11 protein-coding genes are annotated in these 14,771 nt (G+C 45.1%); 3 read left to right on the top strand and 8 right to left on the bottom strand.

Annotated elements, in window-relative coordinates; genetic code table 11:
- Nucleotides 1–89 precede the first annotated feature (89 nt).
- Genes LKD46_RS03945 through LKD46_RS03935 form a run of 3 tightly spaced genes read right to left on the bottom strand, consistent with a single transcriptional unit; the run spans nt 90 to nt 3,598 of the window.
- Nucleotides 90–1,097 carry an ABC transporter permease gene (locus LKD46_RS03945; protein ID WP_092068559.1) on the bottom strand — a complete coding sequence of 336 codons (1,008 nt, stop codon included), beginning with the start codon at nt 1,095–1,097 and terminating at the stop codon, nt 90–92.
- 3 nt (nt 1,098–1,100) lie between these two features.
- A complete protein-coding gene (locus LKD46_RS03940; RefSeq protein ID WP_118368703.1) occupies nt 1,101–2,093 on the bottom strand; it encodes an ABC transporter permease in 993 nt (330 codons plus the stop codon).
- Nucleotides 2,093–3,598 carry a sugar ABC transporter ATP-binding protein gene (locus LKD46_RS03935; RefSeq protein ID WP_059086913.1) on the bottom strand — a complete coding sequence of 502 codons (1,506 nt, stop codon included), beginning with the start codon at nt 3,596–3,598 and terminating at the stop codon, nt 2,093–2,095. The genes LKD46_RS03940 and LKD46_RS03935 overlap by 1 nt, the downstream gene beginning before the upstream one ends.
- Nucleotides 3,599–3,863: 265 nt before the next feature.
- Between LKD46_RS03935 and LKD46_RS03930 the strand changes: the two genes are divergently transcribed.
- From LKD46_RS03930 to LKD46_RS03920, 3 genes are read left to right on the top strand one after another with little or no spacing between them, the layout of a single operon-like run.
- Nucleotides 3,864–5,429, top strand: a complete 1,566-nt coding sequence (locus LKD46_RS03930; protein WP_059086066.1) for a response regulator transcription factor — start codon at nt 3,864–3,866, stop codon at nt 5,427–5,429.
- The gene (locus LKD46_RS03925) at nt 5,426–7,249 is read left to right on the top strand and encodes a sensor histidine kinase (RefSeq protein ID WP_118368702.1); all 1,824 of its coding nucleotides are present in this window, start codon (nt 5,426–5,428) and stop codon (nt 7,247–7,249) included. The genes LKD46_RS03930 and LKD46_RS03925 overlap by 4 nt, the downstream gene beginning before the upstream one ends.
- A gap of 47 nt (nt 7,250–7,296) precedes the next feature.
- Nucleotides 7,297–7,680, top strand: coding sequence for a DUF3783 domain-containing protein (locus LKD46_RS03920; RefSeq protein WP_092068568.1), 384 nt, complete (start codon nt 7,297–7,299; stop codon nt 7,678–7,680).
- A 147-nt stretch (nt 7,681–7,827) separates the two neighbouring features.
- On the opposite strand, the gene LKD46_RS03915 is transcribed toward LKD46_RS03920, so the two are convergent.
- The 5 genes from LKD46_RS03915 to LKD46_RS03895 form a co-directional block, all read right to left on the bottom strand.
- Nucleotides 7,828–9,246 (bottom strand): arabinose isomerase, encoded by a 1,419-nt coding sequence (locus LKD46_RS03915; RefSeq protein ID WP_227573827.1) that lies wholly within the window; start codon nt 9,244–9,246, stop codon nt 7,828–7,830.
- Nucleotides 9,247–9,264: 18 nt separating this feature from the next.
- Nucleotides 9,265–10,668: a rhamnulokinase gene (gene rhaB / locus LKD46_RS03910; protein ID WP_044961882.1), complete on the bottom strand. Its 1,404-nt coding sequence runs from the start codon at nt 10,666–10,668 to the stop codon at nt 9,265–9,267.
- 266 nt (nt 10,669–10,934) lie between these two features.
- Complete coding sequence (locus LKD46_RS03905; protein WP_227573826.1) at nt 10,935–12,104, bottom strand: substrate-binding domain-containing protein; 1,170 nt, start codon at nt 12,102–12,104, stop codon at nt 10,935–10,937.
- A 148-nt stretch (nt 12,105–12,252) separates the two neighbouring features.
- Nucleotides 12,253–13,230 carry an ABC transporter permease gene (locus tag LKD46_RS03900; protein WP_059086070.1) on the bottom strand — a complete coding sequence of 326 codons (978 nt, stop codon included), beginning with the start codon at nt 13,228–13,230 and terminating at the stop codon, nt 12,253–12,255.
- Nucleotides 13,231–13,241: 11 nt separating this feature from the next.
- Complete coding sequence (locus LKD46_RS03895; protein WP_227573825.1) at nt 13,242–14,753, bottom strand: sugar ABC transporter ATP-binding protein; 1,512 nt, start codon at nt 14,751–14,753, stop codon at nt 13,242–13,244.
- Nucleotides 14,754–14,771: the final 18 nt, after the last annotated feature.

The raw sequence follows: 14,771 nt of genomic DNA, 5'->3' as shown, positions 1-14,771 counted from the left end.
TCCCTACAAGAATATAATTTTTTTATATGCTGCTGCCTCCGCTACACCAATGGAGGCAGCTAACAATCATATGGGTTTCAAAAGTGATATTAGTTTTTCTTCATTGCGACTGCTTTTTTCACATCGCCGATGATATTCGGAAGAGCTACTGCTGCTACCAGAAGTACACCGATGATGAGAAGGATCACCTGAGCATTTACGTTCTTCTGTCCAAGGCCAACTCGTAAGCATACGATGATGAATGCAGAAATGATACCGCCGGCCAGGTTACCTTTACCACCTGTGGAGGAGATACCTCCGAATACTGCCATTGCAATGGCATCCATCTCAAATCCGTTACCGGTTGTTGTATTTGCACCGTAGGAAGAGGATACCAGGAATACTGCGCAAAGTCCGGACATAAGTCCCATAACTGTGTAGATGATGAAACGGATCTTCTCTACGTGAACACCTGCGTAATAAGCTGCCACACGGTTTGTTCCGATCGCATATGTACGGCGTCCGAATGTGCTCTTTCCAAGAAAGATCGCAAAAAGTACACCAAGGATCAGCACCAGGAAAAGAATATATGGAATATTTCCAACCTTTCCACCGATAGCACGGAAGCCATCTGTGTTTGTGATCGCAATACTTCCGCCGGCTCCAAGTGTTACCTCAGCGATACCACGGAAGATGATCTGTGTTGCCAGTGTTACGATCATTGGAGGCAGCTCCTTGAAACGGGTAAGGATAAATCCGTTAACCGCACCACAGAGGGCACCAACAACCAGTGCTGTAAGTACTACTACAATGAACGGAGCGTTTGTGTTGCAGACCATACAGCTTAAGGTAGCGGAGAGACACACGATCGCACCTACGGAAATATCAATCTCGCCTAATACCAGGATGTACGCCATTGGAAACATCATGAATACCTCTGCAAGGTAAACCGGCATCTGACGAAGAACACTCTTCATATTATAAAACTCAGAAAATGATGCGCAGAAAATATTTACCAGGATAAAGAGAATGACCAGGATGCCTTCCCAACTGAATATGATGTGTTTCATCGGATTTTCCGGCACATTGTTAATACTTCTTCCAGATTTTCCAGCCATGATTTACATCTCCCTTCCCTTTAATGCGTTTTTATCTGCGATTCTCTGCAGAACAACGTTGATCACAACTACTACCAGGATGATAACACCCTTGATCATGTTCTGCCACAGTGAACTGATACCTACAAGCGGAAGAGCTTTTGCGATCGTTGCAAGGATAATGGAACCGAGGAATGCACCTACTACGGTTCCACGTCCACCGCTCATGCTTACACCACCGATAACGCAGGCTGCGATAACATCCATCTCACCACCGTACTGCATATCAGGCATTGCAGAAGCATAAACAGATACCTGAAGTGCTCCGCCAAGACCTGCGAGGAATCCCATGATCACATATACAAGAAGGTTGATATTCTTTGCATTGATACCGGAAACCTGTGCTGCACTTGCGTTACTTCCTACTGCGTAGATCCTACGACCGGTTCTTGTCCATTTCATAAAGAAGAAGAATACTACGTAGCATACGATGATCACCCAGATTACCTTGTTGATTCCAAGGAAATTTGTGGTGGCAAAATTCTTAAAATCACCGAGAGCTGCGGCACTTGCCCACTCACCACCGTGAGAAACAAGATATCCCATTGCTCTGTAGATGTACATAAAGCCCATGGTTGCAATGATCGGCGGAACGTTTGCTCTTGAAATTACAAGACCTACAACCAGTCCGCAGGCAATACCGATTGCCATTGCAATGATGAAAGCAAGTAATGTGCTTGTGATATGTCCGTATTTCAGAAGCATACCGATGGACATACCGGAAAGTGCCAGAGTTGACATAATGGAAATATCAATTCCGCCTACCAGCATGACACATAACATACCAAGTGACATTACCATTGTTACTGCATTATTTTTCAGCATCTCCATGAGTGACTTCGGCGTAAGGAATGACGGGCTGATCACTGTGACAACGGCAAACAGCACGACCACGATAATTGCCAGCAGAGCCTCTCGGGAGCCTGTAATCTTCTTGATAACAGATTTCTTTTCCATTATTTAGTCCCCTTTCCAGTGCTCTTTTCCATGGACAGCTCAAGGATTCCTTCCTGTGTTGCCTCTCCCCTGTTCAGTTCACCTGTCTTACGGCCGTTGCACATAACAATGATACGGTCAGACATTCCAAGGATCTCAGGCATCTCGGAAGAGATCAGGATGATGGCATAGCCCTTCTTCGCAAGATCTCCCATGATCGCATAGATCTCGGCTTTTGCACCAACATCGACACCCTTTGTCGGCTCATCCATGATAACGACCTTCATTTCCTGAGCAAGTGCCTTGGCAACAACAACCTTCTGCTGGTTACCACCGGACAGTGAGCTTGCAGGCTGGAAAATATCAACAGCCTTGGTATCTACTTCTTCAAGAAGCTTCTTGGAAAGCTCTCTTTCTGCTTTCTCGTCATTGAATCCGGATTTTGCATATTTGCTGATGATCGGAAGGGTTACGTTTCTTCCAAGGCCCCAGCTCATGACAAGGCCCTGCTTCTGTCTGTCTTCAGGAAGAAGGATGATACCTTTTTCCATTGCTTCGGAAGGAGTCTTGATATAAACCTCTTTTCCCTCAAGGAAAACCTTTCCTTCGTCCGGATGGGTGATTCCGCTGACAGCTTCCATAACCTCTGTACGTCCTGCACCGACCAAACCGGTAAGACCTACGATCTCACCTGCACGTACATTGAAGGAAACATCCTTGAAAAATCCTGTTCTGGAAAGATGTTCAATACGAAGCATCTCATCTCCCAGCTTAACCTCCGGCTTCGGGAACAGATCATTGATCTCACGTCCAACCATTGCCTTGATCAGATCTGCGTTTGTGATCCCGTTCACATCATAGGTTCCGATATACTGAGAATCACGGAATACGGTAACTCTGGAAGCCAGACGGTACATATCCTCGAAACGGTGGGAAATAAAGATAATGGAAACGCCATTCTCTTTCAGCTTATCAACCAGTGTGTAAAGCTTCTCCGACTCGTTTCTGGTAAGTGCTGCTGTAGGCTCATCCAGAATGATGATCTTTGCATTTGTGGAAAGCGCTTTGGCGATCTCAACCATCTGCTGCTGTGCAACAGAAAGAGTTCCCATCTCAGCGGTTGCATCAAAATCTGCATCCAGCTCACCTAAGTACTTGTTCGCCTCCTGATTCATCTCTTTCCACTGGATCATATGATGTTTGATGATCTCGTGACCCATAAAAATATTTTCTGCAACTGTAAGGTGCGGATATGATGTCGGATGCTGATATACGGCTGCAATACCTGCCTCCTGGGCATCCTTCGGACCCTTGAAGTCAACCTTCTGTCCGTTCAGGAACATCTCACCTTCTTCTGCTTTATGTACTCCGGTAATAACCTTGATAAACGTAGATTTACCAGCACCGTTCTCACCCATCAGTGCGTGAACCTCACCAGGCTTGAGCTGGAACTGTACATTATTCAGAGCTTTGACACCGGGGAATATCTTCGTAATACCTTTTAATTCAAGAACATATTCTGACACGGCTCTTTCTCCTCCCTTTCCTTTAATCTGATTATATTCTATCATCCGGCCCACAGGTTGATAATGGGAATATTTTTGGATAAGGGTAAAATATTCTTCTTTTCCCTTTAAAATATTACTCATAAACCATTGTCCCATTCTCGTATTTCTATATACTTTATGCTATAATGATAACGCTGACGTTACAGTTTTCTGGGAATATAAACAGAGCTGTAAACGTCCGATTTACGAAGCTATAAAGCTATGCTCGATTGGAGAATTGTATATGAAATTACTGATCGTCGATGACGAAGAACTTACGCGTACCGGACTGATCTCATCTATCGACTGGGATTCTCTGGGGATCACCGAGATCCTTCAGGCAGATGATGGTGTGAACGGACTGGAAATGGCCAGACTGTATAAACCTGAGATCATTCTCTGCGATGTACGGATGCCGCGGATGACAGGCATTGCCATGCTGGAGCGTCTGGAGAAATTCCTGCCGGACAGTATCCCTATCTTTATGAGCGGATATTCTGACAAAGAGTATCTGAAAGCTGCCATCAAACTAAAAGCCATCAATTACATCGAAAAGCCTCTGCATCCCGAGGAAGTACAGGCGGCAGTTCTGGAAGCGCAGACTCTTTACAAACAAAAGCTCCGCTCCCATCGTGGCGAAGCGATCCATTCTCAGGAAATCGCTACCCGGCTGGCACAACAGCTGACTCTTCCACCTTCCGATAACAACAAAATTGCAGATCTCTGTCTGGAGCTGGGACAGCCGGAGCTTCTTGAGAACGGCATGAATTTTACCTCTGTGATCGTAAAGCTTAATGAATCTGTGGAGGCTTCCGGTATTTTCCTGGAAGATCTCCAGAACGACATTTCCTGTTTTCTGGAGCATTACCATCTGAAATGTCTTTTTGTGGAAAAAAGGGTTCAGTATCTGGTCCACCATATATATGGAAGGAATGCCCTTTCCCCGACTACCCTTTCCGCAGTGGGAAGCTATATTTCCAGACAATATGACACCTGCGGAAAGCATCTGATCGCAGCCGGAAATACCGTAACGGATATTTTCAGGGTTTATCAGTCCTACGCTTCTGCCGTGATCCTTCTGCAGAACTGTTTTTTCTTTCCGGAAAAAACATTTCTAACGGAAAATGCCATCCGCCTGCTTTCACCGAAGGGACCGGTTCCGGATTCCCTGCATTCACCGGAAAATACTTTTTCCAAATATCTCCTGGCCGGAGAAGAAGAACCCTGTTTTCAGTTTCTTGATGAGCTTTTCCGGTATTATAGCTGCAATCACACATTTATGCCTAACCAGATCCGTGATCTTTATTACCAGCTATTTAATACACTTTCGGCTTCCCGTAAAAAAAATCAGCTGGAAACCGAACTTCATGAAAAGCAGGATCTGATCGTAGATACGTTAAACAACGCCTTCACCTACGAAGAGCTTCACAAAGCTCTGAAAGAAAAAACCGCCCAGTATTTTGAAGATGCGAAAAATTCCCAGCCGGAAAATTCCACGATCTTTATGATCAAGGATTATATCAGCCGGAACTATATGAACGATACACTTTCCGTAAAAGATATCAGCGGCCATGTATACCTTTCCGCATCTTATGTATGCACTTTTTTCAAAAGTGAGACCGGACAGACTCTCAATCAATATCTGACAGAATACCGAATGGAAAAGGCCAAGCAGCTGCTTTCCGATCCCAAATACAAGATTTCCGAGATTTCTTCCAAGGTAGGCTATACGGATGGCAATTACTTCGGAAAAAGCTTCAAAAAATACTCCGGCTTTTCCCCGTCTGAATACCGGGAGAAAATGTCATGAGGGCCCTCTGGCGCCGTTTCAAAAACGGCTACCTGAATTTAAACCTGCAGACAAAATTCACCATTGCCCTGATCAGCATTGTGGTAATTCCTGCCTGTCTTACCGCCTTTCTTTTTTATGGACGACTTTATAGCATGGTGGTTTCCAATACCATCCGGCAGGAACAGGACGCCTCCGCAAAAACTGCACCTCTGATCGAACGGACTATGGATACGATCCTCGCTACTACCCGGAATATTACAGGACAGAATTTTTTTCAGGAACTTTTTTATATGCCGGTCAGCGATTCAGCAGAACAGCTTGCAACATCTAACCATGCCACTGATTTTAAAAATGCCGTTCAGCGTCTGACCACAGATTCCATTGTTACCGATGTACAGATCTATGTGGATTTTCCTGATGATCTGAAGACACTGGATACTTATCCCAACACTAAGAATATCCTTGCTCCCTTAAGTCAGGCGAAAGGTACCTACTGGTACGGTATCTTTCAGGGAAACCGGAACACCCAGGAAATGTTCTGTCCTTCCTTCTATCTTGGTCCCAGGGAAAAAAAGAATTATGGTGATATGGCATATATCTGCCCTTTAAGCCTTTATTATCACTCCACTGCCTATAAGGCTTATCTGGCAGTGTATTATTCCGATGACAAGCTTACTTCCATTCTTTCCGACAATCTATCTCTGGAAGGAAGTGTTTCATATATTGTAAACGAACGTGATGCCATTGTTGCTACCTCAGATTTGTCATTATCCGGAATCTACCAACTGGATTACGACACCATCAAGGCTTCCTTTATGTCTTCCAATAACTTCATTGAGCGGAACATTCTGGACACAAAGGTTTATGCCGGTTTTTACAGCATTTCCAATACGGACTGGTTTATGGTAACGGTCCTTCCTTCCCCGCCGCTGATCCATGCAAGCAACCGACTGATGGTCCAGATCGTACTGATCTATGCAGTTTTTCTGGTTCTGGCTCTGATTTTTGCCAATGTACTGGCTCATTCCATTACCGGAAGACTTTCTTCTGTGATCCGGCAGATGCAGACCGTCCGCCACGGCCCGCCTACTCCTATGGAAAGTCCACAGGCACATGATGAGATCGGTAATCTTATCGATACCTACAACTATATGACTCGAAAAATGGAGGAACTGATGGAGAAGCAGGCTAAGGCTGCAGAAGATCTCCGGATCGCAGAATTCAATTCCCTCCAGGCACAGATCAATCCGCATTTTCTTTATAATACCATGGATATGATCAACTGGATGGCACTGCAGGGACAGACCGATGAGATCAGTCACGCAGTGCAAAGTCTTTCCCGTTTTTATAAGCTGACTCTGAGCCGCAAAAAAGGAATCTCTACCATTGCAAGGGAGCTGGAGCATGTAACCATCTACGTGCAGCTTCAGAATATGCGCTACCACGACAGCATTGAGCTGATCACGGATATCCCGGATGAGCTTTCAGAATACCAGATCCCGAAGCTGACTCTTCAGCCTGTTGTGGAAAATTCCATTCTTCACGGGATCCTGGAAAAAGAATCAAAATCCGGAACTATTGTTATTACCGGATGGATGGAAAATGAGGATATTGTTCTTCTGATTTCCGATGACGGTGTTGGGATTTCGCCGGAAATCCTGTCAACTATCCTTTCCGGAAAGGGAAAAAGCCAGTCCGGCGGCACCAATATCGCAGTTTATAATACCCACCGGAGACTCCAAATTCTCTATGGAAATAATTACGGACTCACTTATTCCAGCAAGCCTGGAGAGGGGACGGATGTTGAGATCCGGTTCCCTGCACATCGTGAAAAGTAACTTACGTTCCACAAAAATCTTTATTCAGAAATGAGGTATGACACTATATGAATACACAGCCAGAAGCTCTTTTATATAATTTTAGCGACCCGGAACGGTTTCGCCAGATCCGCCGCTATCTGAACCGTCAGAAGGTTAAGACACGGATCGTCACTGCTCCGGAATTTCTTCATCCGCTGGGATATCTTTTTGAGATTCCGGGATTTCATCCCTCATCCCAGTTTAATCTGGGAAGCAATTTCAACGATGAGATGATCGTGCTGAAGGATTTTTCCAGTGCACAGATGGATGGTTTTCTTGCTTTTTTCCGTGAAAACCAGCTCCCGCCTGTTGCACTGAAGGCCATGCTCACACCGGTAACTCAGCACTGGTCTTCCGTCCAGCTGCACGATGAGCTTCTCAAGGAGCACACACTTATGCATAAAAAATAAATAAAAATCCAAAGCTTTGATCTGCCGAATCTGCCTGCTGCATTTCCGGCAGATCTTTTTTATCTTATTTTTCCCACTGAAAAAGGAGACCGCTCCGCGCAGTCTCCTTTTTTGAATATGTTTTAGGTTGAATACATAAGAAAGAATTTATCTTGTCACGATATCTACCGGTACGTTAAAGATTTTTGCAACCTTCAGGATCGTATCGATGTGTCTTCCTGTAGCAGCTGCCATATGATGTGTCGGGCCAGCCTCGCTCCAGCGGTTAACGAACTCTCTTGCTCCGCATGTGAAGCGTGTTCTCATGTTTGTATCACCGAAGGAAAGGATCGGTCCCTCCTCGTTTACGCCCTCAGCTACAACGAATTTGAAGTTTCCGTCTTTATCCTGAGTGATCGCAAGGTAGGTCACCGGACCTGTGTACGGATAGAACTGTGTCAGATATCCGCCGCCTGTTTTGCCATGGAATACTTTTACGATCTTCATGGTTGGCTTCTTGTCAGAGATGTCCGCGTCACCGCTTCCGGAATGTCCGATGATGCAGATGTCATCATTGAAGTCGATGGAGTACATCTCAGAAAGCTGACCTGTACCGGAAATTGTCTTTAAGATACTCATTGCCATGGCAACCTTCATGTCACCCTCTACCGCACATGCAGTACCCTGTTTGATCAGCATGGAGAATGCCGGGATCAGCATACTGTCAAGGACACCTGCTTTACCCTGTGCAAATCCGTCGTAATGGGAAGCGATCATTCCAAGATGCTCGTCTTTTACCCATTTCTCAAAAGCAACAACGTATTTGGCCATATCCCATACTTTCTCAATGGTGCCGCCGCCCTCAATATCGAATGTATCAAGGATATCCTGTGCTTTTGCACGGATTGCCTCCTCATCTGTAATATCATCAGCGATCGCCCACATCTTCTCCCAGTCGAACTGTTTTGTGTAGAGGAACATTCTGTTATAGAGGTTTGTCTCATCAATATACAGATCCATCATACCCGGATATGGTCTTCCGATCTGCGCAATGTTAGTCTCACGGAATCTTCTTCTTACCTGAGCAGCCTTGCACCAGCCTTCGATCTCAGCCTGAACTGCAGGATCTCCGCCTTCTACAACGCCTGTGATAACCGCATGTCTCTTGCCTGCTCTCTCAAGGTCAGCAACTGCCTCGCCTACAGCACCGCATGCATAGCCTTCACCCAGCCAGGAGGCAATGTCAGTGTGCTCATAATCCAGCGCTTTGATCTTCTGAACGTTTACAAGAACAACCGGAACATCCAGATCACGGATCGCCGGAAGCATGTTGTAGGATGTTGCGTATGTCAGCATCTGAAGAAATACAAGGTCAACATCTGCTGCACGGAACTTATCTCCTGCCACCATTGCCTGCTCTTTTGTTGTCACCATTCCGCCGTCAACGATCTCTACTGTATCCGGGATCGTTTTCTTGAATGCGTCGTACTGTGCCTCAAATTCCGGCACCAGTGACGGAAACTGCGGAAGATATGCGCCTAAAGCAATTGAAAATACACCAACTTTTGCCTTTGTGTTAACTAACATAATAAGACCTCCAATTATTTATGCTTTGTATACTTTAATACCGAAGGACTCATGGATGGTTGTACGAGCCTCCTCGATCGTTTTAAACTCCTCGGCCTTCAGCATCTGTGCTGTGATATTACCGATTGCAGTAGCCTCACCAGGGCCTGCATGGATTTCTTTCTTTGTAGCTTTTGCAGTCAGCTCATTTAAGTATCCTGCATTGGAACCACCGCCTACGATATGGATACGGCTGTAGGTTCTTCCTGTCATCTCCTCGATTTCTTTTGCGATCTTAGCGTAGCAATCTGCAAGGCTTGTATAGATAACGGTTGCAATCTCGCCAAGAGTTTCCGGAACCTGCTGTCCTGTTCTGCGGCAGTAGTCCTGAACCTCTTTTGTCATGTTCTCAGGAGAAAGGAAGCACTCATCGTTTGCGTTTACTCTTGACGGGAAGTCTTTTGCCTCCTCAGCCATCTCGCAGATCTGTGCAAAGCTGTACGCATCATCAAACTCATGACGTACAGACTGGATCATCCAGAGACCCATGATGTTCTTCAGATAACGGAAACGTCCTGCATATCCACCCTCGTTTGTGAAGTTCATCTCACAGCTCTTCTCAGAGCAGTCTGCTTCTTTTCTCTCGATTCCCATCAGAGACCATGTTCCGGAACTGATATAAATGAAATCATCATCATTTGCAGGCACAGCCAGAACTGCAGACCCTGTATCATGTGTAGCCGGTGCTACAACCTCAAGATCAAAGCCAACTGCTTCCTTCACTGCGTCTGTTAAATGTCCGATGCTTGTGCTAGGCATGATCAGCTTCTGGAATATCTTTCTTGGATATCCCAGCATATCGATCAGCTCATAATCCCAGTCCTTGGTTGTCGGGCATACAAGCTGTCCTGTGGTTGCCTCTGTGTACTCGCAAGTTTTTTCGCCTGTAAGAAGAAAATGGAAGTAGTCCGGTACATGAAGAAGTGTCTCAGCCTGCTCCAGATACTCAGGATGTTTCTTCTTCACTGCCATCAGCTGATATACTGTATTGTAGATCGCTTTCTGGATACCGGTTCTTGCATACAGATCCTTCAGGGAAATTGTCTTATAAACTTCCTCGTCCATTCCCTCTGTACGATGATCACGGTAGCCTACCGTGTTGCCAAGAACCTTGTCATCCTTGTCAAGAAGTACGAAGTCAACACCCCAGGTATCAACACCCATGCTTACCGGGATCTTGCCGATCTCTTTACATTTTTTAAGACCGTTTACGATCTCGGTGAAAAGACGGTCAAACTCCCAGCAGAGCTCTCCATCCTTCTTAACCATACCGTTCTCAAAACGATAGATTTCTTCCAGGATCATTTTTCCGTTTTCCATATGTCCCAGAATGTGACGTCCGCTGGATGCTCCGATATCTACTGCTAAATAATATGTTGCCATTTTTAAATCCTCCTCAATATGTAAGCTTCTGATCACTTTCATATCTGATGTTGTATTTATCATACATCAGGATCCTTCCGGTGATAAGAACCTCTTTTGTCAAAAAAAGTGTCTTTATTTGCCAATAATACAGCGATTATTTATGAACTACTACATTATTTGTTTAAAAAATCCGCTGACTGAATCAGCCAGCGGATCTCTTATTTCATACGTCCGTGAACGCAATCCGCGTTCATTATAACTTCACGATCTGATCGATTATATGATTAGTCATAAAGGTTAGGAGCGATATCCTCGTCTTCCATATTTGTTGCATCATACCAGTAACCGTCTGTAGGAACATCCTGAAGCTCCTGGCCGTTTGCTGCTGCTGTCAGAGCGTAGATTGCATAGTATCCCATCATAAGAGGAGACTGTGTAACAGCACCGATGAATGTGCCATCTTTAACAGCTGCTTTGATGATAGAACCAGCATCGAAACCAACACCAACTACATCACCGTTTGCCGGGTCAGAACCAAGAACGTTAAGGTTAGCATTTGCTGCAAGAACACCCTCTGCGGAAACCTGGTTAGAACCGAATACTGCGATACAGTTCTCCTGGGAAAGGATTGCCTGTGCCTCTGTGGAGCAGAGCTCTACAGTTGTCTGTGCAGGTACAGCTACCTGGATAACAACGTCTGCGTCTTTAGCATCTGCGTCAGCACCCTCTGCTGCGTTTACATAGAACTCGTTACCGCTTACTGCTACAGTCTTGCCATCAGCCTGAAGAAGCTCGATCATCTTGTTGATGAATCCTGTACCACGCTGCTGGATGTTCTGAGCTGTTGCATCCTGGTTAACCTCACCGATGATAACCTGTCCGTCAGCATCTTTAACAACGTCTTTAATGCTGTTGTACATATTCTCAGCTGCTACTGCACCAGCCTGTGCGTTGTCTGTACAAACCTCGCATACTACAGATCCTTCCGGAGCATCAGCGATACCTGTATCGAATGTTACAACCGGGATTCCTTTTTCTGCACATGTCTTAAGTGCATCTGTAACAGAAGATGTATCACAAGCTGCAAGTCCTAATCCAACAGGATTGGAAGCGATAGCTGTGTTGATCATGTTAACCTGGTCAGGGATATCGGACTCACTGTTCGGTCCCTGTGGTTTATAAGTAACGCCCAGCTCCTCAGATGCTTTTTTCATACCTTCCTGAGCTGCATCCCAGTATGTGGACTGGAAAGATTTAACCATCATCGGGAACTCATAAGCTTCGTTTGCTTTCAGTCCGTCGAACTGTGCGGTAGGATCCTCAGCTGCTGTGGAATCTGCGGATTCCTCTGTTGCTGCATCTTCTTTCTCCTCAGCTGCAAAAGCTGCTGTTGCGCTCATGCTTGTTACCATTGCTGCACAGAGCATTAATGCCATAACCTTTTTTGCTTTCATATAATATTTCCTCCTTAAAATATATTATATAGTTTTTTTATGTTCATACGCCGTTGCTACCCCTTGGCGTTTCACATCTTTGATTATCGGGTGCTGTTCACATTTCTCTGTAAACAGCACCCTTACTTATTATACACACTTCTTAATATCAATGTGCTGCTTTTTTCTCTTTCAGGATATCGATCAGAACGGCTACGATCAGAACGATACCTGTGATGATCTGCTGCCAGTTTGCCTGCAGACCGATGTATGGAAGACCTGTTTTCAGAAGCATGATGACGAAGATACCAACGAATGTACCGATTACGGAACCATATCCACCGGTAGCTGCTACACCACCAACGAATACACCACCGATAGCATCCATCTCAAGTCCGGCACCAGTACCAGGCTGTACAGTAGGTGTTACTGCTGCGTATGCGATTGCTGCAAGACCTGTAAACAGACCGCAGACAACGTATACCATTACGTGATAGAACTTTGTATTGATTCCAGAAAGGGCTGCTGCCTCTTTGTTGGAACCGATTGCAATTGTGTAACGACCGAATTTGGTGTGGTTCAGGATGTACTCCATAAGAAGAACCAGAATGATCATCCACAGGAAACCGAGCGGATAACGTGAAGCACTTCTTCCTGTACCAACGGTTACTTTAAAGATTGTGTGGAACCATCCACCGTCCTGTGTAAGTCCCGGCCAAGGTGTCGCACTGCAGAGAGATCCGGCACCACGGGTAATCATACAGGTACAAAGTGTTGCCAAAAATGGCGGCAGGTTCATAACACCGATCAGTACACCGTTCAGTGCACCGACTGCGATACCAAGAACAATACAGATCAGCATTGCCAGAGCTACCGGGCAATTGTTGTTTCTGATCAGTGTTCCGCCGATCAGTGCGTATGCTACCATACCAGTTCCGATTGACAGGTCAACACCACCAGTGATAAGCGGGAATGTAACTCCGATCGCCATAAGAAGATCGTAATATGAGAAATCCAGCATACTCAGGATCGTGGTGTACTGTCTGAATTCTTTACTCAAGCCTGAGAATATTGCACACAGGACAATGATAACGAGCAAAACAATAAATCTCTGATCACTTAAAATACTTTTTTTCTTCTTAGTCATGACTTTCCTCCTTAATCGATATTCCGTGTGGCCTTGTCCATGATGTTTTCCTGGGTTGCCTCGGAGATATCAATACATCCGGTAACTTTACCCTCACACATGATGATGATACGGTCACTCATTCGGAGAACTTCCGTCATCTCAGAAGAAATCATGATAATGGATTTTCCTTCTGCTGCCAGTCTGTTCATTAATTTGTAGATTTCGTTCTTGGCACCAACATCGATACCTCTTGTCGGCTCATCGAAAATAAGGATATCACTGTCTCGTGTCAGCCATTTAGCAATAACAACCTTCTGCTGGTTACCACCGGAAAGGTTTACTACCAGCTGATCTGTTGTAGGTGTCTTTGTTGCAAGCTCTTTTACATATTTCTCAGTAACTTCTTTTTCTTTTGCTTTATTAATGAAGAGACCGTTTGTAAAGTTTTCCATTGTAGCAAGTGTTGTATTCTCTGTTACAGATTTCTGTACAACAACACCGTATCTTCTTCTGTCCTCTGACAGATAACCGATATCACATTTAACAGCATCCTGCGGGCTGTTGATAGTCACCTCATGAAGCTGACCGTCTTTACCCATAACGGAGATTTTACCACTCTGCTTCGGATCTGCTCCGAACAGTGCTCTGGCTGTTTCGGTACGTCCTGCACCCATCAGTCCTGAGAAGCCAAGGATCTCGCCTTTTCTCAGCTCAAAGCTTACATCCTGGACCATCTTACCTGCGTTCAGATGCTCAACCTTAAGAACTACCGGTGCATCTGCCGGAACCGCACTCTCCTGCTTCGGATCCTCATAAATAACACGACCAACCATCATGTTGATGATATCTTCTTTTGTACTGTCTTTTGTGATGAGGGTTCCTACGTAACCACCATCTCGCATGACTGTTACACGGTCTGTGATGGTTTTGATCTCATCCATACGGTGTGAGATATACACGATACCAAGATTTTTCTTACGAAGGTCACGGATGATCTCAAACAGATCCGCGATCTCTTTCTCGGTAAGTGCTGCGGAAGGCTCATCGAAGATGATAACCTCAGCTTTATGAGAGATTGCTTTTGCGATCTCACACATCTGCTGTTTTCCGACTGTCAGGTTTTTCATCTTTTCCTTCGGATTGATCTCAATGTTCAGATCCTGGAAAAGCTTCTTTGAATCCTCGATCATCTTTTTGTCATCAATGCGGAAACCTTTTTTCGGCTCACGTCCGATGAAGATGTTCTGAGCAACGGTAAGATCACCTACCATGTTCAGCTCCTGATGTACGATTACAACGCCGGCATCCTGTGCCTCACGTGTATTGTGGAATTCTGTTTCCTGTCCTTTGTAAACGATGGAACCTGAATCCTTCTGATAAATACCGGTAAGAACCTTCATCAGTGTTGATTTACCGGCACCGTTTTCTCCCATAAGTGCATGTACTTCGCCGCGTTTTACTTCGAAATTAACGTGATCCAGAGCATGAACTCCAGGAAAGGACTTATCAATGTCCTTCATAGTTAAAATAACTTCACCCATTGTCGCATCCTCCCTCTA

It is taken from the genome of Blautia fusiformis, assembly GCF_020686995.1.
Taxonomy (GTDB): domain Bacteria; phylum Bacillota; class Clostridia; order Lachnospirales; family Lachnospiraceae; genus Blautia_A; species Blautia_A fusiformis.
The sequence above is the reverse complement of the archived record's forward strand: the minus strand, read 5'-3'. Positions and strand labels throughout refer to the sequence as shown.